The 19,569-nt window shown below is 47.9% G+C and carries 14 protein-coding genes; 8 read left to right on the top strand and 6 right to left on the bottom strand.

Annotated elements, in window-relative coordinates:
• The first annotated feature begins 27 nt into the window (after positions 1–27).
• Complete coding sequence (locus LU351_RS10810; protein ID WP_232594091.1) at positions 28–1,212, top strand: amino acid aminotransferase; 1,185 nt, start codon at positions 28–30, stop codon at positions 1,210–1,212.
• Positions 1,213–1,223: 11 nt separating this feature from the next.
• On the opposite strand, the gene LU351_RS10805 is transcribed toward LU351_RS10810, so the two are convergent.
• Positions 1,224–2,507: a DUF1853 family protein gene (locus LU351_RS10805; RefSeq protein WP_232594090.1), complete on the bottom strand. Its 1,284-nt coding sequence runs from the start codon at positions 2,505–2,507 to the stop codon at positions 1,224–1,226.
• Here LU351_RS10805 and LU351_RS10800 point away from each other — a divergent pair.
• The 7 genes from LU351_RS10800 to cdd all read left to right on the top strand — a co-directional run bounded on the left by LU351_RS10800 (position 2,506) and on the right by cdd (position 10,969).
• Entirely contained in the window at positions 2,506–3,447 is a 942-nt protein-coding gene (locus tag LU351_RS10800) for an NAD(+) kinase (protein ID WP_232594089.1), read from the top strand. The genes LU351_RS10805 and LU351_RS10800 overlap by 2 nt on opposite strands.
• Before the next feature lie 158 nt (positions 3,448–3,605).
• The gene (locus tag LU351_RS10795) at positions 3,606–4,607 is read left to right on the top strand and encodes a metallophosphoesterase (RefSeq protein ID WP_232594088.1); all 1,002 of its coding nucleotides are present in this window, start codon (positions 3,606–3,608) and stop codon (positions 4,605–4,607) included.
• Positions 4,608–4,744: 137 nt separating this feature from the next.
• Positions 4,745–5,623 carry a rhomboid family intramembrane serine protease gene (locus LU351_RS10790; RefSeq protein ID WP_232594087.1) on the top strand — a complete coding sequence of 293 codons (879 nt, stop codon included), beginning with the start codon at positions 4,745–4,747 and terminating at the stop codon, positions 5,621–5,623.
• A gap of 288 nt (positions 5,624–5,911) precedes the next feature.
• Positions 5,912–6,184: a YeaC family protein gene (locus tag LU351_RS10785; RefSeq protein WP_232594086.1), complete on the top strand. Its 273-nt coding sequence runs from the start codon at positions 5,912–5,914 to the stop codon at positions 6,182–6,184.
• A complete protein-coding gene (locus tag LU351_RS10780; RefSeq protein WP_232594085.1) occupies positions 6,181–7,059 on the top strand; it encodes a DUF2797 domain-containing protein in 879 nt (292 codons plus the stop codon). Before LU351_RS10785 ends, LU351_RS10780 begins: the two co-directional genes overlap by 4 nt.
• 101 nt (positions 7,060–7,160) lie before the next feature.
• Positions 7,161–9,869, top strand: coding sequence for an aminopeptidase N (gene pepN / locus LU351_RS10775; RefSeq protein ID WP_232594084.1), 2,709 nt, complete (start codon positions 7,161–7,163; stop codon positions 9,867–9,869).
• A gap of 146 nt (positions 9,870–10,015) precedes the next feature.
• A complete protein-coding gene (gene cdd, locus LU351_RS10770; RefSeq protein ID WP_232594083.1) occupies positions 10,016–10,969 on the top strand; it encodes a cytidine deaminase in 954 nt (317 codons plus the stop codon).
• Between the two features lie 136 nt (positions 10,970–11,105).
• Here the strand turns inward: cdd and LU351_RS10765 are convergent, their stop codons facing one another.
• The 5 genes from LU351_RS10765 to mfd form a co-directional block, all read right to left on the bottom strand.
• Positions 11,106–12,008, bottom strand: a complete 903-nt coding sequence (locus LU351_RS10765; RefSeq protein ID WP_232594082.1) for an EAL domain-containing protein — start codon at positions 12,006–12,008, stop codon at positions 11,106–11,108.
• Positions 12,009–12,680: 672 nt separating this feature from the next.
• Positions 12,681–13,619 (bottom strand): DNA replication terminus site-binding protein, encoded by a 939-nt coding sequence (locus tag LU351_RS10760; RefSeq protein ID WP_232594081.1) that lies wholly within the window; start codon positions 13,617–13,619, stop codon positions 12,681–12,683.
• Positions 13,616–14,467: an alpha/beta fold hydrolase gene (locus LU351_RS10755; protein WP_232594080.1), complete on the bottom strand. Its 852-nt coding sequence runs from the start codon at positions 14,465–14,467 to the stop codon at positions 13,616–13,618. Before LU351_RS10755 ends, LU351_RS10760 begins: the two co-directional genes overlap by 4 nt.
• A gap of 18 nt (positions 14,468–14,485) precedes the next feature.
• The gene (locus tag LU351_RS10750; protein ID WP_232594079.1) at positions 14,486–15,418 is read right to left on the bottom strand and encodes a CsiV family protein; all 933 of its coding nucleotides are present in this window, start codon (positions 15,416–15,418) and stop codon (positions 14,486–14,488) included.
• A 197-nt stretch (positions 15,419–15,615) separates the two neighbouring features.
• Positions 15,616–19,062: a transcription-repair coupling factor gene (mfd, locus tag LU351_RS10745; protein ID WP_232594078.1), complete on the bottom strand. Its 3,447-nt coding sequence runs from the start codon at positions 19,060–19,062 to the stop codon at positions 15,616–15,618.
• Between the last annotated feature and the right edge of the window lie 507 nt (positions 19,063–19,569).

Raw genomic sequence — 19,569 nt, 5'->3', positions numbered from 1 at the left:
ACTCTCTGTTTTTAATGAGCGAATGTCATGCTAAATACCCTTGCTACCCCCAGGGCTTGCCCCATTTTGTCCTTGTTTAATGAATATCTTGCCGACGCTCGCCATCAGAAGTTGAATTTAGGTGTGGGGGTTTATCAAGATGAAACCGGATTAACGCCTATTATGGCTGCTGTGAAAGCGGCAGAAGCTCGTTTGCTGGGCAACCAAACCACCAAGGTTTATGAAGGCATTTTTGGTAATGAAACCTTCAACCAGGCTATTCAAACCATGATGTTAGGCGGTTTGAACGCGGATGGCCGCGCGTCGACCTTGCAAACCCCTGGGGGAACCGGGGCATTAAATTTGATGGCTTATCTGATCGCGTCGGCCCGGCCTAATGCCACCATATGGCTCAGCGACCCTAGCTATGTGAATCATCGCCCGGTATTTGAGATGGCCGGTCTTACCGTCAAGACTTATCGCTATTTGGATTGGGAAAGTCAATGTGTTGATGAAGATGCGGTGATTGATCTGGCGTCGCAATTGGGGGCAGGTGATGTTTTTCTTCTGCACGGTTGTGCTCACAACCCTTCTGGTGCGGACTTATCGTTGGCTGCTTGGCAAGCGTTGGCAGAATTGGCGCCTGAGCGTGGTTTTTTGCCTCTAATTGATATTGCCTACCATGGGTTGGGTGATGGTTTGGAACCAGATATTCATGGTGCACGATTGTTGGTGGACGCGGTCGAAGAAGCGTTAATGTCTGTTTCGTGTTCCAAAAACTTCGGTTTGTATCGTGAGCGCACCGGTGCGGCGATTGTAATTGCAGAATCTGAGCGGCAAGCGAAACGTTATCGTGAGGCCATGTGTGAAATGGCCCGAAGTGCGTACTCCATGCCGCCGGCCCATGGCGCGGCGATTGTGGCGGAGATTTTAGGCGATGGAGGATTAACGTCGCAGTGGAAGAGTGAGCTGCTCACCATGTCCAATCGTTTAATATCCTTACGCCATGAGCTGGCGGCGGCCCTCAAAGAACAAACCCAGACGTCGCGTTTTGATTTTCTTATTCGTCACAAGGGGATGTTCTCTATAATGGGGTTGTCAGAAGAGGCAATTAATACCATAAAAACTCAGTATGGAATTTATTTGTTGCCGAGCGGACGCATCAATATTGCCGGCTTAACCTCGCATGATATTCCTCGCTTGGTTGAAGCGATCATTGCTTCAGGGGGTTAACCTCAAAGGAGTCAAACTCCCCAATCGTCTGGCGTAACGAAATATCGTCGTTGCTCTACCCACTGAGTGTCATCCTGAGCATCATTGGTCAGAAGTGCAATCAATATAGGTCGATGAAAGGTGCTGAAATATTTGCTGATGTGTTCGCACAGCGCTGAGTGAGTGGCTTTCGCGTCATCCGTGGCTGAGACCCACTCAATACCCGATGAGTGAGAAACGGATGGCGTTGAGTCCAGAGACAGTGTACAGACCGCCGTACTCATCCATCCTTGTCTGGTTAATACGGCCCAACGATTACCGGTTGCGGCTTCATTCATCACAGACGACAACTCGGAAAATCGTAACCAGAAACCCAGTTCGGCATCAGAAGCAATGATGTCCGGTAAAACGCAGGTGCATTCTTCTCGTGTGGCGAGATGCCATCGCCAAGGCAGGAATAAACGACCCTTCAGTTGCAGGTATGTGCGCAATACCTCAATGCCCAGTGCCGATATGACAGCCTGAGCACAGTCATGGTGAGAAAGCCGTAATTGGTGATCAAACAACTTATTCAGTTTTAATGCTAAGCGATCGTTACGATTGGGGCCTACCCATTGATAAGGGTCTTGCAGGTCAACGTCTCGTTTTCCGTTCCCCATGTAAAATTTTACAGCGGCCTCAACGTGGCTTCCGGTTTTGTAAATTTCAGGGGCTATGCGTTGTTCAGGAGATTGGCACCGCCATAAAAAATCCAATTCGCCGATGGTCTTCGGCGTCCGAGAATGTGATTGATGGATTTGAACCCGCTGTCGAAAATCGGCAATCGTGTTTGCTTCAGGCCCATACTGAAAATAAAAAGCCAATAGTTGTTCGAATTGGACGCCGATTCGACGAGAGCCTTGCGTCAATAAATGACTTTCGAGTGTTTGGGGACGCTCATCTAGGGCTTTTAACCACGTCCATATTTTATGGTATTGGGTGTCGTGGCAGTCAGGCACTTTTGTGGGGAGTAAATCTGTGGGGAATAAATCTGTGGGGAATAAATCTGTAGGGAATAAAAAGGAAATACCTTCTGGCAACGCGTGGGCGCTTAGTAGGTTTGGTGACAATAATGCCCATGCCAAGTCACGAACGAGAGGATGTCGGAAAGGGCTAGAATGCATCGTAAGGGCACCTGTCATGATTTTTGGGTGTTGGTTTTTGACTTCTTCGTTGATTAAATGACTCAATATCGTGAAAGAATGAGTATACTTGAGGCCGTACTCGCCTAAATGAGTGCGCACCGTACACCGATAAGAGAGCACTGTAAAATTCATGTCCACTTCGTCTGACGTCTCATCCAAAGACAGCCTATCAAGCAGCACTCCCGTTAGCCCGGCTGTGTTCAAAAAAATCGGGTTAGTTGGACGCTTGGGCAGCGACCGGGCCATTTACACCATCAAACGATTGATGCGTTTTTTAGACAGTTGCGGTTTGACCGTAGTCTTAGAGGCCGATACCGCCTCTGCCTTGCCAGGCCATGAGCACGGGGAGTTCAGCGCCGCTGAGTTGGGCAGTAAGTGTGATTTGGTTATCGTGGTCGGGGGAGATGGCAGCTTATTGGGGGCAGGGCGAGAAGTCTCCAATCATGGCGTGCCGTTATTGGGCGTTAACCGGGGTCGGTTAGGCTTTTTAACCGATATCGCACCTGATGAAATCGAACAAAAAGTCGCGGATGTATTGGCAGGTCATTATGTGAGTGAAGAGCGGTTTTTGTTGTCGATGGAAGTACGTCGGGAGGGTGAGGCCATTGCCGGTGGCGATGCACTGAATGACGTGGTTGTGCACCCCGGTAAATTCATTCGAATGATTGAGTTTGAGCTCTACATTGATGATCAATTCGTGTATGGACAGCGTTCTGACGGCATTATTATTTCTACTCCAACGGGCTCTACCGCCTACGCGCTCAGTGCCGGAGGACCGATTATGCACCCTAAACTGGACGCCATTGAGTTGGTTCCCCTTAATCCGCACACGTTGAGCAGCCGGCCTATTTTATTGAATGGAAATGTGGAGATTCGCTTGGTAGTGGGTTCTCATAACACGGCTTACCCCCATGTGACCTGCGATGGGCAAACTCATGTGGTGACCCAGCCAGGAGATGAAGTTTTTATTAAGAAAAAATCCACCGCAATGACGCTGATTCACCCCACAGACCATAATTTTTATGAAACGTGTCGTCGTAAACTGGGTTGGGCTTCCCATTTGGTGGAATAGAGTGGCCAAAATATAAAGTGCGTTTGTCTAAATCCTGTTATAGGCCGATAAGGGTTTGATCTATCCTAAGTGAGAGGGTACGCATTAACTTCTGAGGGAAAATTAAGTATTACGGGGTTAGGTTGACACAAACGGCTGGTGGTAAATAAACGGTTACGATGTTAGATCAGGGCGAGTTGGAGCACTTTACAGGTTATGACATTATTGGTGACGTACATGGGTGTGCGGATACCCTTGTCAATTTACTCACGCGATTAGGCTATCATAAGCAACGAGGTGTATGGCGCCATCCTAAACGCCTAGCGGTTTTTTTGGGAGACATCATCGACCGAGGCCCTCACATTCGCGAAGCCCTACAAATTGTTCATGATATGGCCGAGCATAACGCCGCCACTATGATTATGGGCAACCATGAATACAATGCCATTGGCTATGAAACCCCTGCGCCGGACTGGCTTTCAGATCGAGACTACCTCCGTCCTCATAATCACCATCACAATCGATTGATTGCCGAAACCAAAGCCCAATTTGAAGCCCACCCCGGTGACTGGAAAGATTACCTTGCCTGGTTTAAAACCCTGCCGTTGTTTATTGAATTTAATGATTTCCGAGTGGTGCACGCTTGTTGGGATGAGTCGCTGATTCACCGTTACTTGGCCGAATTTGGTACTAATCAGGTCGATGATCGCTTCATCATCAATTCGGTTAATCGAGACAGTTTTGAAGGTCAAGTGATGGATCGCCTTACCCGAGGCACCTGTTTAAAGTTGCCGGACGAGCGGGTGATTACCAGTCGTGATGGTTATCAACGTCGATTTTTTCGCACCAAATTTTGGGCAAAAACCCCAATCACCTATGCAGACGTTGTGTATCAGCCTGATCCGTTACCTGAAGATTTGATGGACAGACCATTGAGCGAAGCGGAGAGGGCGCAACTGCTGTACTACGGTCCTGAACATAAGCCGTTGTTTGTGGGACACTATTGGCTGCAAGGTCGGCCACGTCCCATTCGAAACAACATCGCCTGCCTGGATTACAGTGCGGTTAAATTTGGTCGCTTGGCGGCCTATCGTTACGATGGGGAGCCACAGCTTTGCCCAGAAAAATTTGCATGGGTGTATGTGAATCCGCCCGAATGGCGGCAACCTGAAGCTGATTGAGTTAAACGAAGATTGGGGTAAACGAAGTGGGTTGAGGCGGCCTAGCTGTTGAAGGGTGGGTGGGACTTGTCGTTGAAAACGGCGATCAGTAGCCTTAAGTAGTGTAATAACGTTAATTGACAAAGGCTCACCTGATTGTGAATTGGTATCCGCTGGCGCAACTCCCCCTCACGGATGATTATTCTGAGCTGAGCCAAATTTTATGGCAGGCCGGTTTAGCTCATCGGTTCACAGAAGAAAAGGGTCATCAATGTCTGTGGCTTCCTGAATCCACCGATGCCGAGCACGTTAAGGCGTTGGCAGAACAGTGGAAAGCCGGGTTAATCGTTCCCAAATCAACCTCGAGCCAACGTTTCTCTGAACGTTTCTCTGAAAGTGTCCAACGTTTTTTGACCGGTCCCGCCAAAAATGCCCCCTTAACGATCATGACCTTAGTATTGGGATTCTTGGGTGCCATGGTAGTGTGGTTGGATGCCACAGGCACGAAAGGGTGGCTCTCGCTATTGACCTTCACGGGGTTTATCCCCTACGGCGATCGAATTGCGTTTATTCGATGGCAGTATACCTTGTCTCAGTTTGAAGTATGGCGGCTGGTCTCGCCGGCGTTTTTGCATTTCGGCGCTCTGCATTATCTCTCTAATAGTGTGTGGATATGGGTGTTCGGCGCACGTTTGGAGGCTAAATTCGGTTCACTGGCCATGGGCAGTGCGCTGTTGTTTCTGATGTTGATCTCTAATATGGCTCAATATTGGTGGAGTGGCCCCTCGTTGTTTGGGGGCTTATCGGGCGTGGTGTACGGCTTATTAGGCTTCATTTTAGTGTACCAGCGTGTTGTCGAAGAACCTGCGGTGAAGGTGCCAAACGTATTGGCGATGTTTATGTTGTTGTGGCTAGTGTTAGGTATGGTCGGTGGCATTGATTTATTCATTGAGGGTTCTATTGCCAATGGTGCTCATTTAGGTGGGTTATTGGCGGGAGTGGCTTTAGGGCTGGCCACACGCCGTTTCCAGACCTAAACTGCATACTTTTATCGAAGGGCTCCATTATCGAAGGACCCCATTATCGAAGGACTCCATTATCAGAGTACGACATTAAAGAGGTGCGTTATTAAAGGAGTACATCATTAAACGGGTACATCATTAAAGGAGTACGCTGAACAGCCAAAAACACGCCAGCCGGAGAAAAAATAATCAAAATTGTCAGGCTAACCGTAGACACTCTAATTTCAAAGACACTCTAATGTCATAGACAAAAAATTTCATAGACAAAAACGACGACAAAGACGAAGAAGTGACCCATCCAGTATGAATTACCAACAACTCCTTGAGAGTATTGATCCGACCATTTACCAAAATTTAAAGCGCGCCGTGGAATTGGGAAAATGGCCCAATGGGCAGGTGCTGTCCCAAGCGCAACGTGAGACCTGTATGCAAGCGATCATCGCCTATGAGATGAAGCACCTCTCCCCTGAAGCACGTACCGGCTACGTTCCACCAAAATCTCACACTCATTGTGGTGGAGAAGGCGAGGTGGCGGATCATCAAGAAGAACAGCCCCTCAAATGGAGTGATCAATGAGTCAAGCGGTGGTGGAGGCTCAGGCCATTGAGCATTTGAACCAAGGTGAGTCAGTGGTTGGATTTATTGAAAAAATGGCGGTGTCACTGGATGAAAGCAACAACGCCACTTACGCCTTACGAGTGAATGATCGTCATATCGATGCCAATACGCTGATTGGACAGCACATCACCTTGGAATTTATGGGGGCGATTGAGTGCGTTGCTTGTGGTCGAAAGACCAAAAAGAGCTTCAGCCAAGGGCATTGTTATCCCTGCATGAAAAAACTGGCCCGATGTGACCAATGTATAGTGAGCCCAGAAAAGTGCCATTACCATCTGGGCACCTGTCGTGAGCCAGAGTGGGGGGAACAATTCTGTATGACCGACCATATCGTCTATCTTGCCAATACGTCCGGGGCCAAGGTTGGCATCACCCGCGCTTCGCAAATTCCCACCCGTTGGATTGATCAAGGTGCTACCCAGGCCTTGCCGATATTGCGTGTGGCGACTCGTCAACTTTCTGGTCTGATTGAAACCGCACTCAAAGCGGATATTGCCGATAAAACCAATTGGCGCACCATGCTGAAAGGCAATGGGGAGGATGTCGATTTATTGGCCCTAAAACAGCAATTGCTGGAAAAACATCGCGATGTGCTTGCGCAGTTGCGATCTGAGCACGGGGATCTGGCCGTAGTGGAATTAGAGGTGATGCCGGTGTCGATTCATTATCCAGTGAAAGCCTTCCCTAAAACCATCAAAAGCTTCAACCTCGATAAAGATCCGGTAGCGACAGGCTGTATACAAGGGATTAAAGGCCAATACCTATTGCTCGATACGGGCGTCATCAATTTGAGAAAATACACCGGCTATCAATTAAAAGTCGCAGCAGGTTGATTCTGATAACAACCGTTTAATACAAATCACTTTATGGGCTGTCTTATGCCATTGGCGAATCGAAAACGACAGTCACCGATTGTTAATTAGGGCTTCAGAGAATGAAAGACGCGCAACCGAAAACCATTTTTTTAAAAGAGTATCAGGTCCCGGACTTTTTGATCGATCGTACCCACTTGAAGGTCGAGATATTTGATGGTCATACCATCGTGACCAGTACTCTGGCTATTCGCCGAAATCCAGAAAGCCAGAACTCTGCAGCGCCATTGCTGATGCAGGGTCAAGAGATTGATATTCAGAGCATTACCCTAAATGGCGAGCCGCTCTCTTCTGGCCAGTATACGGTGGGGGATGAATCGCTGTTGGTGAATACGGTCCCCGATACTTTTGAGTGGGTGTGTGTCGGTAAAATTACCCCAGAAAGCAACACCTCTCTGGAGGGGCTGTATCGCTCGAAAACCATGTATTGCACTCAGTGCGAAGCAGAAGGGTTTCGTAAAATCACCTATTATCTGGATCGCCCGGATGTCATGAGTGAATTTACCACCACCATTGTGGCCGATAAGGCCCATTGTCCAGTGCTGTTAAGCAACGGTAATTTAGTGGAAGAGGGGGATGATGCCACTGATCACACACGGCATTTTGCGACCTGGCATGACCCCCATAAAAAACCCGCGTATTTGTTTGCTTTAGTGGCCGGGGAACTGTCGGTGATTGATGACGGTTTTACTACTCAGTCTGGGCGTGAGGTGCAACTGCGTATCTTTGTTGAACCCAAAGATCTTGAGAAGTGCGATCATGCCATGACCGCATTGAAAAATTCCATGCGCTGGGATGAAGAAGTGTATGGCCGTGAATACGATCTGGATATTTTTATGATCGTAGCCGTGGACGATTTCAATATGGGCGCCATGGAAAACAAAGGGCTGAATATCTTCAATACGTCCTGTGTTTTGGCCCACCCGCAAACCACCACCGACAGCGGTTTCCAACGAGTGGAAGGCGTAGTAGCCCATGAATATTTTCATAATTGGAGCGGCAACCGAGTCACTTGTCGGGATTGGTTCCAGTTAAGCTTGAAAGAAGGGTTTACCGTTTTTCGTGACAGTGAATTTTCGGCCGATATGGGATCGCGTACCGTAAAGCGTATTGAAGACGTCAATCTATTGAAAAATGCGCAGTTCGCCGAAGACGCCGGCCCCATGGCTCATCCAGTGCAACCTTCTTCTTTTATCGAAATCTCGAACTTCTATACCTTGACGGTTTACGAGAAAGGCGCCGAAGTGGTGAGAATGCTTCACACATTATTGGGGCCTGAGGTATTCCGTAAAGGCTCCGACCTTTACTTTGAGCGCCATGATGGCCAAGCGGTGACCATTGAAGATTTTGTCGCGGCGATGTCTGAGGTATCTGGCCGTGACTTCACGCAGTTTATGAATTGGTATCGTCAGGCAGGCACTCCCGAAGTGACGGTGACCAGTCATTACAATGCCGAGGATCAAACCTATGCCTTAACCTTCACTCAATCTTGCCCAACTACCCCAGAAGCCACGTCTGAAGAGAAAAAACCGTATTTAATCCCCATTGGTTTGGGGCTGGTTGGCGATGCCGGTGAGTTGAGGCTACAGGTGAAAAGTGAGCCGGTGACAGGTGAACCGGCTGATGTGGAACAGAGTGACAATACTCATCGCGTGCTGGAGATCACCGAGCCGACTCAAACGGTTGTATTTGAAGGCGTCCCCGAAGCACCGGTTCCTTCGTTACTGAGAAACTTTTCGGCGCCGGTCAAATTGCACTATGAATATGGTCGCGAAGAATTGGTTGCATTGATGGAACGCGACAGCGATGGCTACAACCGTTGGGATGCCAGTCAAAAATTGGCCATTGCCGTCATTCAAGATGTGGTGGCGGCTCGTCAAAATAACGCCTCACCGGAAATGGATGCCACCCTCATCACCGCTTATGGACATTTATTGGCTCAAGTGCAAGAGTCGAATAGCTTACTGGACCCGGCGATGGTGGCGGCGATGTTAACCTTGCCTACAGAAAATTATCTTGCGCAAATTGCAGAAGTGGCCGATGTGGATGCCATTCATTTCGCGCGTCATTTTGTTCGCATATCTGTTGCCAATGCCCTTACTGCGGAGTTGGAGGCGACGTATCACGCACTTCACACTACCGAGGCCTACGCTCCCAGTGCCAAGCAAATTGCTGCACGTAGTTTAAAAAACGTGTGCTTAGGCTACCGTGCATTGGCAGACGATGACATGGGCATTACCCTTGCCCACCAGCAGTTTGTTCAGGCTGAAAACATGACGGATGGCTTTGAAGCGTTGAAAGTCTTGGTACACAGCGACAAACCCAGTGCAGCACCACTAGCAAAACAAGCTTTGGCGGATTTTTATGCGCGCTGGCAAGAGGAGTCTTTGGTCGTGAATCAATGGTTTACCGTACAGGCGACCCGCCCCAGCCAAGATGCGTTGGATCATGTGAAGGCGTTACAAGCTCACCCGGCTTATACCCTGAAAAATCCAAATAAGGTGCGTGCGTTAGTCGGTGCATTTTGTGGGTTTAACCCCGTTAATTTTCATCGGGCCGATGGTGAAGGTTACGCTTTTTTAGCGGATCAAATCATCGCGTTAAATACTCTAAACCCGCAAATGGCTGCACGTATGCTTACGCCATTGACCAAATGGAAGCTGTACGATGAAAACCGACAAGTCCTGATTCGGGCGCAGTTGGAACGAATCCGTAAAGTGCCTACGTTGTCAAAAGACGTTTATGAGGTCGTGAATAAAAGTTTGAAGTAGTCCATTATTTTACACCCAATGATGCCCGTTTTTTCGTTCCGTATTTTTTAGCCTGAATTGAATGGGCATCATTAAAGACGGCTTTGCCGTGATATTTTTTGGCAGCGGTTTTGACGGCTGCTTTTACCGCTGTTTGGAATTACGCAATGATGTTGACCTCCGTACAAGAAGAGTTTGTCTTTTCCACACTTTCTGCCCATGGTTGCCTGCCCCAAAGTGCTGTTCAATCTTTGCTTAAAGACACGCAATTACCCACCGATGACTTGTTGGTGGCGTTATTGCCTTTGGCTGCACGTTATTCGAGAGCGCCGATTTCCTCTTTTGCGGTGGGGGCGGTGATATTGGCTCAAGGCGGTGAGGGAGGCGATGAAGCGATTGGCAATGTCTATTTTGGGGCGAATCTAGAGTGTGCGGGCCAGTCGCTTAATTTTAGTGTTCATGCAGAGCAAGCGGCCATCAATAATGCGTGGCTACACGGTGAGACGCAATTGTCTACCTTAGCGATTAATGCGGCCCCTTGCGGGCATTGCCGACAGTTTTTAAATGAGCTGCAAAAAATACCTGGGGCACCATTACACATTCTTTTACCTTCGAATGAAGAGCAAGGGGAAGAGCGTGTAAAAATGACGCTGAGTGAATTTCTTCCCCATGATTTTGGTCCGTCAGACTTGGGGGTGACTCACGGGTTGTTAGCCCATGAATTCAGTCATTCTTTGAGCGAATCTTCGTCGGATATGCCCATTTCAGTCTCGTCGATGGCAACATTATTGGATGAGGTTGCTCACAGTTACGCTCCTTATAGCGGTGTGTATGCGGCGGTTGAAATAGAATTCAATTCTGGGGAGTGTTTTATGGGTCGCTATGCAGAAAATGCCGCTTATAACCCCAGTTTATCGCCTGTGGCTTCTGCGTTGTCTATTGCAGCCATGTCGTTACCCATCGGTCATCCAATGATCGTTACTCGTGCAACTCTGGCGGAAGTGGAAGGCCCCATTAGCCATCGAGTGAATACAGAAACGGCGTTAAAGGCGTTTCGTCATGAAGGTGGCATTGAAGGGGAGGGTAATATGCGTTTTGAGTACATAGCGTTAAATACCTAGTACTGGGTAGGTGGAACTGGGTAGGTGGAATTACTGGGTAGGCAGAATTCAGTTTGAGGGGTCAAAGTGCTCGTTCCGATTGGAGAAAACCTGTACGGACTAAACCTGTATGGACTAAACAGTAACAGCGTCGTGACTAACCGGCGCGTTGTTCCCCCCAGCTAGAAGGGTCAATACGGACGGGAGGCGCGCCTTGGGGTTTGGCAAATAAAAAACCTTGACATAATTTGACCCCTAAACGTCTTATTACCTGCAGTTCTTGAGGGAGCTCAATTCCCTCTGCAATCAATGTGGCCCCCATTTTATAGGAGAGGTCCACCATCATTTTCACAAAGAGCTCTTTGGAAGGGTCTTTGTGGATACCGTCAATGAAATAACGATCTATTTTCACGAAGTCTGGCTTGAGTCGTGACCACAACTGTAAATCAGCATACCCGGCTCCCATATCGTCAATGGCGATACGAATCCCTAATGACCGGTACGTTTCCAGAATGGGTAAGAGGATACCCATATCGTCATAGGGATACTGCTCGGATAGCTCCAATACGACGGTTTCCGGTTTTTGCCCTACCTCTTGGAGGATATGTTCAGGGTGGATGCCACGAGAGTGGAAGTCAATTAAAGCGATCGGGCTCAGATTGAGGAAGAGCAATCCGGGTAATTTTTGCTGCGAAAATTTACGAATCGAGCTGTCACTGCATAAGCTTTCAAGTAAAGGCAGCTGCTTAGACTGGTATGCCGTTTTAAACAATTCTATGGGGGAGTAGAGAGGGCTTTTTAATGGCCCCCGCGTTAACGCTTCGTAACCGAAGACTAATCCATTCTGAATGTCCACAATGGGCTGAAAGATTGGGCAAATGGTTTTGTTGTCAAGAATGTGTTGCAGAAGGTCGAACTTGGTGTTGCTTTTGGGTGAAGAGTTGGTGAGATGTGCCTGGGTATCACTGGGCGGCATGTCAGCTTGAGAAGAATCCGTTCGAGAAGAGATAGATACGACGCTTTCACCTTGATAAGCGATACTGGCAATACGTTGATTCATAACGTTTTGTCTCAATTGCTGGCAATACTTGGAGTCAGTAGTACGCGACAGTGTAAATTTTCAAAGCCTAAAAAACGCCACGTTTCTTTTCTCGTCGTACGCTTTTCAAGGCTTTATTGCGTGTTCGCAGTCCTTCTGCGATGTCCTCACCCAACTAAACACACTGCCCAATTGAAACTGGGCGAAACGAAGCTTTTTATAATCGTTTTACTGCTTGGTTTAACCGTTACCGTTGTGATGCAAGGGTTGAATCAGTCAATAAAACGCCCGCCTTATAAATGGCTATATGCAACTTTCGATTTTATTAGTGAATAGTTTCAGAAAATGCCATGACTGACAAGTCGTAATTAATAAATCCATCAGTATTGCAAATATGTACAAAAAAAGTGTGATATGCAACGATTGATTTACATTGGTAATGCGGATGTCGCTATTTGATGTTTTTTATGATGTTTCCTTCATAACCTTTTGTTTATAAACAATGTTTTATTAAATTTTAAAAACGAAATGATTGAAGTTGTGTGGCCAGAGAGCGATTTTTAAATGTATTTTTATAAGAATATTATTTTTAAGAGTATTATTTCTAATAATATTTTTATTGAGAATACTTGTTTAAGCGTTTTTATTTTAAGAATGTGTTTTTTAAGAGCATGAGGTTCAGGAACATGATGTTTAGGAGCATTGGGGGTTCACACGCTCCAAATAACGATACAAATTCAGTGCTGGGATAATAGGGTGAGGCTCAATTTTTCGGTCAGAGCGCTCTAGCCTGGATTGAGCCTGTTCTGGTGGGTCTGGCCATTTAAGCCGTGGCAGGGACGCATCTTGGCATAAGACAACGGTTGGCGTAATGATGAGTTTACGTTGCTTCTCTTGGTCTTCTTCCCAAACAATATTGGCCCTTAATTGCTGGGCAATGGGTTTAATGTAGGCCAATGGTTGAGAACTGTCTTCGTGTTGAAGTTGTTGGAGAGTCGATTCGCGGGTGATGGGGTCTTCCAGTTTTAGCGCCAGTTTCATGGCGTCGTCCACCGATAGGCGTGTAATTTCACGGTGTTTTTTCATCCATGTCCAACTAATGGATTGCAGTTTGGGTGGCAGAATCAAAATTTGACGGTAGCACCATATCAAGTGTAAACGGCTTAGCCCTGAAATATTCAGCGACGACGCCAACTCCGCTTCGCGCGCGCCCTCGGTGCTAATGATTTGATCCAATACTCGAGTAATTTTGTCTTTTTGAATCCCGGCCACGGTTTTGAAGTGAGTCACAGAGGCTTTAAATTGCTGTTTTGCTGCATTGACGGCCAAGGCGCACTCGATGGCTTGGGGTGACGCACAACAAATTCCAGAAAGAGGAAAGTCTTCTTGTTCATAACGCCACAATGAGGTTAGTGCTCGAATCACGCGGTCTCGAGACGACAGAATGGCATTGGCGTTCTCTTGTTCATGTTCTGGGGGTAGCCAAAAAGGAAGCTCGGCAGGGTCTTGCTGCAAGCGCCCTTTTAATTGTTCGATAGACAGGCGCAATTGGTCAAACGACGATAGGAGCGATTCAGTGGCAGAGGTGATGGTTTCATTTTGGGGTGTGTGAGATTTAACCGGCGTATTCACAGATGAGACTCGCTCTCCATATGTGTGATGATGTCAGTAATGAACTGTGCGGTGAATTCTGGAGCTTGCAGAGGAAACATATGCTCGAGGCCTGTGACAACACGATGTTTTATAGTGGTGTTGCGTTTTAAAAAAGGGCGGTACATGGATGGCATACAGGCATGAGAGTGCTCAGCTGCCAATAGCATCCCAGGCACGGTAAGCTGACCATAAAACGACGGTAAGTTTAATGGCAGATTTCGAAAAATGGCGGTCTCCACGTCTTTGGAAAAGTTCAGTTTTCGGTACTCTCCGACGATGTCTGTACTGGCCTCGACATAATCTGCAATCACCTCGTGCGACATACCATTGAACAACGCCCGTTGAGAAAAGTACTTCACTAAGTCTGTTTTGAGTGGCCAGTGTGTATTGCGTATTTTCGATTTCCCAGCAGGGGTGATTTTATCGATTACCGGTGTTGGCATCAGTTTTAACAGCCAGCGGGTTGGGCCGGTGATCAGCGGTGGGTCAAGCAGGATAATCCCTCGAAACAAATCGGGTGCTCGACAGGCGGCCATGTAAGTTACCAGCCCTCCAAACGAATGGCCCACACCATACACAGGCCCATTATTTTGGGTGAGGATGTCCTCGATGAGCTCATCGATTTGATTACCCCAATACTGGCTGATGGGGTAGGCAGGATTATGGCCAAAGCGCTCCAAACCTTGTACTTGATAATGTGTGGGCAGCGCCTGAAACAATTTCTGGTATGACCCAAAGGGAAAACCATTCGCGTGTGAAAATTGCAGTGTGGTCGTCGTGCTCGAAGGCGATGATGATAACGCTGCCTTTTCACCTAGATAAGTCATACCTTTCACCTAGATAGGTCATGCTTCGTCAAGCTCATCAACCGGCACAACACGGACCACAATGCCAAACAGAGGGTGGTCAATGTAATGGACTTCTCCGCTGCGCATACGGCGGCTTTCTTCCATTAATACCACCCGTGAGACCAGATAGCCGCTTTCGCCCAGGCTGCCAAAGGTGCTGAAACCACTATTGAAGCCACGGTTAATGTCTTGGTCCCACAGGGTGGCGTCTTTGTTATCTGAAACTTCCATCATAGTGTTGCCGAAGGGGGCTTTCTGCTCGGTGGGCAGGGTGGGTAAATCAGGCCAAATACTGAACTCTTGGTCTTGCCCGTAGTTTGGGTAAAACTCGGTGAGCCATAAGTTGGCTTTGGCGTGAACATAGCGAGAGGCCCAAAGCGTAATGGTGCCTTCTAACTCATGATGGTTGCCGAAGGCATCGCCACCGGTAACCACAATCGAGGCGGCTTGAGATTTGTTGGTGAGTGGTTGACGCCAAGCATTGTGTGCCAGAAGGCGGTAGCGGTTGTTTCGTCGAATGTGGGCTGCTGTGTTTGTGAGTGTGAAGACGTCCGGTGACAGGAGCGCGTAGGCAGGGGGGAGGGTTGATGTCTCATCCCCTGTGCTTTCTGCCTCAATAGTTTCTCCCTCGATGCTTTTTGCTTCGGAGTGAGAGGGCGCAATAGCCGATGAAAGCTCACCCATTGTGGTGTCGGTCGTCGCGGCCTCTGCTTCAAGCGCCTCTGCGGTTTTCAGTACCATCGTCCCAGGGGGGTAGGCCAGAGCGATGTCATTTGGCCATACTTCACGGGCATCCATGCTGCTGGGCGTTTGGGTAAACGCAATGATTTCAATTTGGTAAAGGTCGTCCTCTGCCCAGCTCAGAGAGGTACTTAATAGACAAGTACTTAATAAAGAAGTACTTAATAAAGAAGTATTTATCAGGCCCACTGACACAAAATTTTTACAGAAATTCTTCATAAATCAATACGTTATTGAAGTTAAACATAAGTGAAAATGCGTGAGCATCAGTATAACCCTACTCGGTTTTTGCGACAGGGGCTTTGCCGAAGAAAGCCCGATTTTGTGCAGGGTGCCTGATAATACAGACCACGATTCTCTTTTATTGGGATTTGCCTTCGTTGAGTTCATGATGCGCTTAAACGTTCCAGCAGTTGTTCGGCATGGTTCAAGCGTTCTTCGGCCGAGTCAGATTGGGCAACCATGGTTAGCCGGTTGGCGCCAGACATTTTATAGGTATCGGCCTGGGTTTGAACCAATTGGACAATGGTAAGGGGTTCAACGTTCGGCTTTGCCCCAAATTCAATCTTGATGCTGGCTGCGCTGCCTTCGAGTTTTTCGATGCCCATGGCCTCGGCTTGAATTCGCAGCTGCGTCACCCTAAATAGCCATTTAATGTTGTCGGGCAATAAGCCAAAGCGATCAATCATTTCCACTTGTAATGCTTCCAGTGCTTTGTCGTTCTGGGCGCTGGCTAAACGCTTGTAGAGTGTTAACCGCAAGTGCACATCCGGCAAGTAGTCATTGGGAATCAATGCCGGTACTCGTAAATTCACTTCAGTATTGGATGGGCGCAGTTCTTTCTCAGGCGTTTCGCCGGATTTTAATGATTTCACGGCACGATCAAGCATATCCATGTAGAGGGAAAAGCCCACATGCTGTATTTGGCCGCTTTGCTCATCCCCGAGTAATTCGCCAGCGCCTCGAATTTCCAGGTCATGGGTGGCCAGAGTGAAACCTGCCCCTAAGTCCGTGGCAGAGCTGATGGCCTCCAACCGTTTTACTGCATCGGTAGTGATGGTTTTCGGTGGTGGCGTCAACAGATACGCATAAGCCTGATGATGTGACCGCCCAACGCGCCCACGCAATTGATGCAATTGTGCCAGGCCAAACTTGTCTGCACGATGAATGATGATGGTATTGGCGTTGGGGACATCAATCCCCGTTTCAATAATGGTGGTACACACGAGGACATCAAAGCGTTTATGGTAAAAGTCGGACATCACCCGCTCCAGTTCGCGCTCGCGCATTTGTCCGTGACCAATACCCACACGGGCTTCGGGCAGTAGCTCTTGTAATTCCCGGGCCACTTTCTCGATGGTTTTGACTTCGTTGTGCAGGTAATACACCTGACCACCACGGAGAACTTCCCGGAGAATGGCTTCTTTGATTAAGCTGGGTTTTTGCTCTTGAACAAAGGTTTTGACTGAAAGCCGTTTTGCTGGGGGTGTGGCGATGATGGAGAGGTCGCGCACACCTTGAATGGAAAGATTCAAGGTTCTTGGGATGGGGGTGGCCGTCAGTGCCAATACATCGACCTCTGAACGTATGGCTTTTAACTGATCTTTTTGGCGAACCCCAAAGCGATGTTCTTCGTCGATAATGACTAGGCCCAAATTGGCATAGCGGACGTCTTTTTGAATCAGTTTGTGCGTGCCAATAATGATGTCAACTTTGCCCTCATTGAGTTGCTCGAGGGTGTGATTCAGTTCGTTGGCATTTTTAAAACGAGATAAGACTTCGATATTGACCGGCCAATTGGCAAAGCGATCTTTAAAGTTGTCGTAGTGCTGTTGCGCCAACAGCGTGGTGGGCACCAGCACCGCCACTTGCTTGCCACCGGTGACGGCAATAAACGCCGAGCGCATAGCCACTTCGGTTTTTCCAAAACCCACATCACCACAGACCAAGCGATCCATCGGTTGTTGGCTCAACATATCTTTGCGCACAGCATCAATGGCCTGCTGTTGATCAGGGGTTTCTTCAAACGGGAAGCTAGCGGCGAATTGCTCGTAGGCAAGGCCTGGATCATCAAAAGCGTGTCCTTGACGAGCAGCTCGTCGTGCGTAGATGTCCAATAACTCGGCGGCTACGTCACGGGCTTTATCGGCCGCTTTTTGCTTCGCCTTAGACCAATTTTCTGTCCCTAATTTGTGCAATGGGGCCAGAGCCTCATCTGCCCCACTGTATCGACTAATTAAGTGCAAGTTTGCCACAGGCACATACAGCTTGGCTTCATTGGCGTATTCAAGGGTTAAAAACTCATTGGCTTCGTTGTCTAACTCGATGGTTTCTAATCCTCGATAACGACCCACGCCGTGATCAATGTGGACCACTGGGGCGCCCAAGGTTAATTCGGTGAGATTTTTAACGATGTGGTCGGTGTTGTCTGTGGCGTTTTTTCGACGACGACGGGGTTGTTGAACTTTTAAGCCAAATAAATCATTTTCACAGATCAAGGCGAGTGCTTGATCGTTATCTTGATGAATCAATACTCCGGCATCCAGTGGTGCCACTAAAATACCGAAGAGTTCGTTGTCGTTCAGAAAGCCCCAAAAGTCGTCGTAATAGGTAGGAACTACGCCGGCTTTTTTCAGCTGTTCTAAAACCACTTCGCGGCGGCCTAAAGTGTCCACACAAAACATCACTTTACCGCTGTGTTCTGTGCAAAACTCGGTGAGCTTTTGCAGGGGTTCTTCTTCGCGCACGTCTCCGGCCAAATCAGGCAGCCCAGTCAGGTTGGCGGTGTGGTTGGCGGCCTCGTTATTAAAGGTCACCGCCACCGCCTGCTTGAAACGAGCAAATACGGATTCAACAGGTTCAAAAATTGCGGCGGGTTCTAGCAGTGGACGCGTGGGGTCGACATTCAGGTTTTCAAAGCGGCTTTTCACTTCTTGCCAGAAAGCGCTAGCAGGGGTATGCAAATCGCCACATAAATACAACGTGGTCTCGGGCTTGAGGTAATCTAGAAGCCCATCCATACGTTCAAAAAACAATGGGATAAAATATTCCACCCCAGCGGGTGAAATTTGTCGGCTGATGTCTTCGTAAACGGGACATTGGCGATGATTAACATCGAATGTGCTGTGCCAGTTATTGCGAAAGGTACGGATTCCCTCATCATCCAACGGAAATTCTTTTGCTGGCAAAAGCGAAAACGTCTCGATTTTGTCGATGGTTAATTGGCTGTCTACATCAAAGGTACGAATAGAATCGATGTCTTCATCAAAAAAATCGATGCGTAGCGGCCATTCAGACCCCATGGGATAGACGTCTAAAATAGAGCCCCGCAATGCGTATTCACCGTGCTCATACACCGTATCTACACACCGGTAGCCGGCGGCGTTGAGCTGTTCTCGAAAGGCATTCACCTCCAGTGGCGCACCTACGGTGAGCTGCAAACAGCGGACGGCCACAAATTCTTTAGGGGCAAGCCGATGCATCAAGGTGGTAATGGGCACCACTAACACCCCATGGGTTACGTTGCCAATACGCGAAAGCACCTGTAAGCGATCGGAAATGATGTCTTCGTGGGGGGAAAAGTGGTCGTAGGGCAGGGTTTCCCAATCAGGGAAATGCAAAATTTCAGGCGGGTTTTCCAGCCCTTTGGCAAAAGCGGTTAATTGTTGTTCTAGCAGGATGGCTTTTTGGGTATCGGGTGTCACCGCCAAGTGCATACCAGGCTGAGACTGCGTTGCCGATAAAATCGCCAGTGCTTGGCACGAAGGCGGTAATCCGCTCCACGTTTGACTTTTCGATGGGGTTGGTGGTGCCAGTGGTGAAAAATTGCCCATGTATCCACTCTTAATACAGTTAGTACGGTAAAATGCAATTAGTACGGTAAAGCCGATCAGTACAGAAAACTCGTCAGTACAGAAAAGCGGCTAGTACATAAAGTTCGTTGAAATTGTTCTGGAAGAGGAGTCTACCGACCTTCCGTATAAAAAGAAAAACTTGATTGCTTAGAACTTTGATTTTTATTCGATTGTTGTTGCTTGTATGTAAAAACAGTGGTTGGCAAGGGACGTGTTTATACGTGGTCGCTTTTATTTGTTTTTTCTCTTTTTGTCTCGCTTGATCTCCTATTTAGACTTCTTTTTGAGCTTCTTTCATTTCACTTTTTAATGGGATAAATGTGAAATAAAAATTCATTGAACGGTATTAAATTGTAACGAAATTTCATTTATTTCGGAAAAATGATGGCAAAGTGATCGAGAATTCAAAAATGGTGAAAAAAGTGTTTTTTTTGGTTGCGACCCTTATTTCGATTCAAGATAATCGCTAATGCGAGAGACAAATGG

Source organism: Marinibactrum halimedae (assembly GCF_021234875.1).
Lineage (GTDB): Bacteria > Pseudomonadota > Gammaproteobacteria > Pseudomonadales > Cellvibrionaceae > Marinibactrum > Marinibactrum halimedae.
The sequence above is the reverse complement of the archived record's forward strand: the minus strand, read 5'-3'. Positions and strand labels throughout refer to the sequence as shown.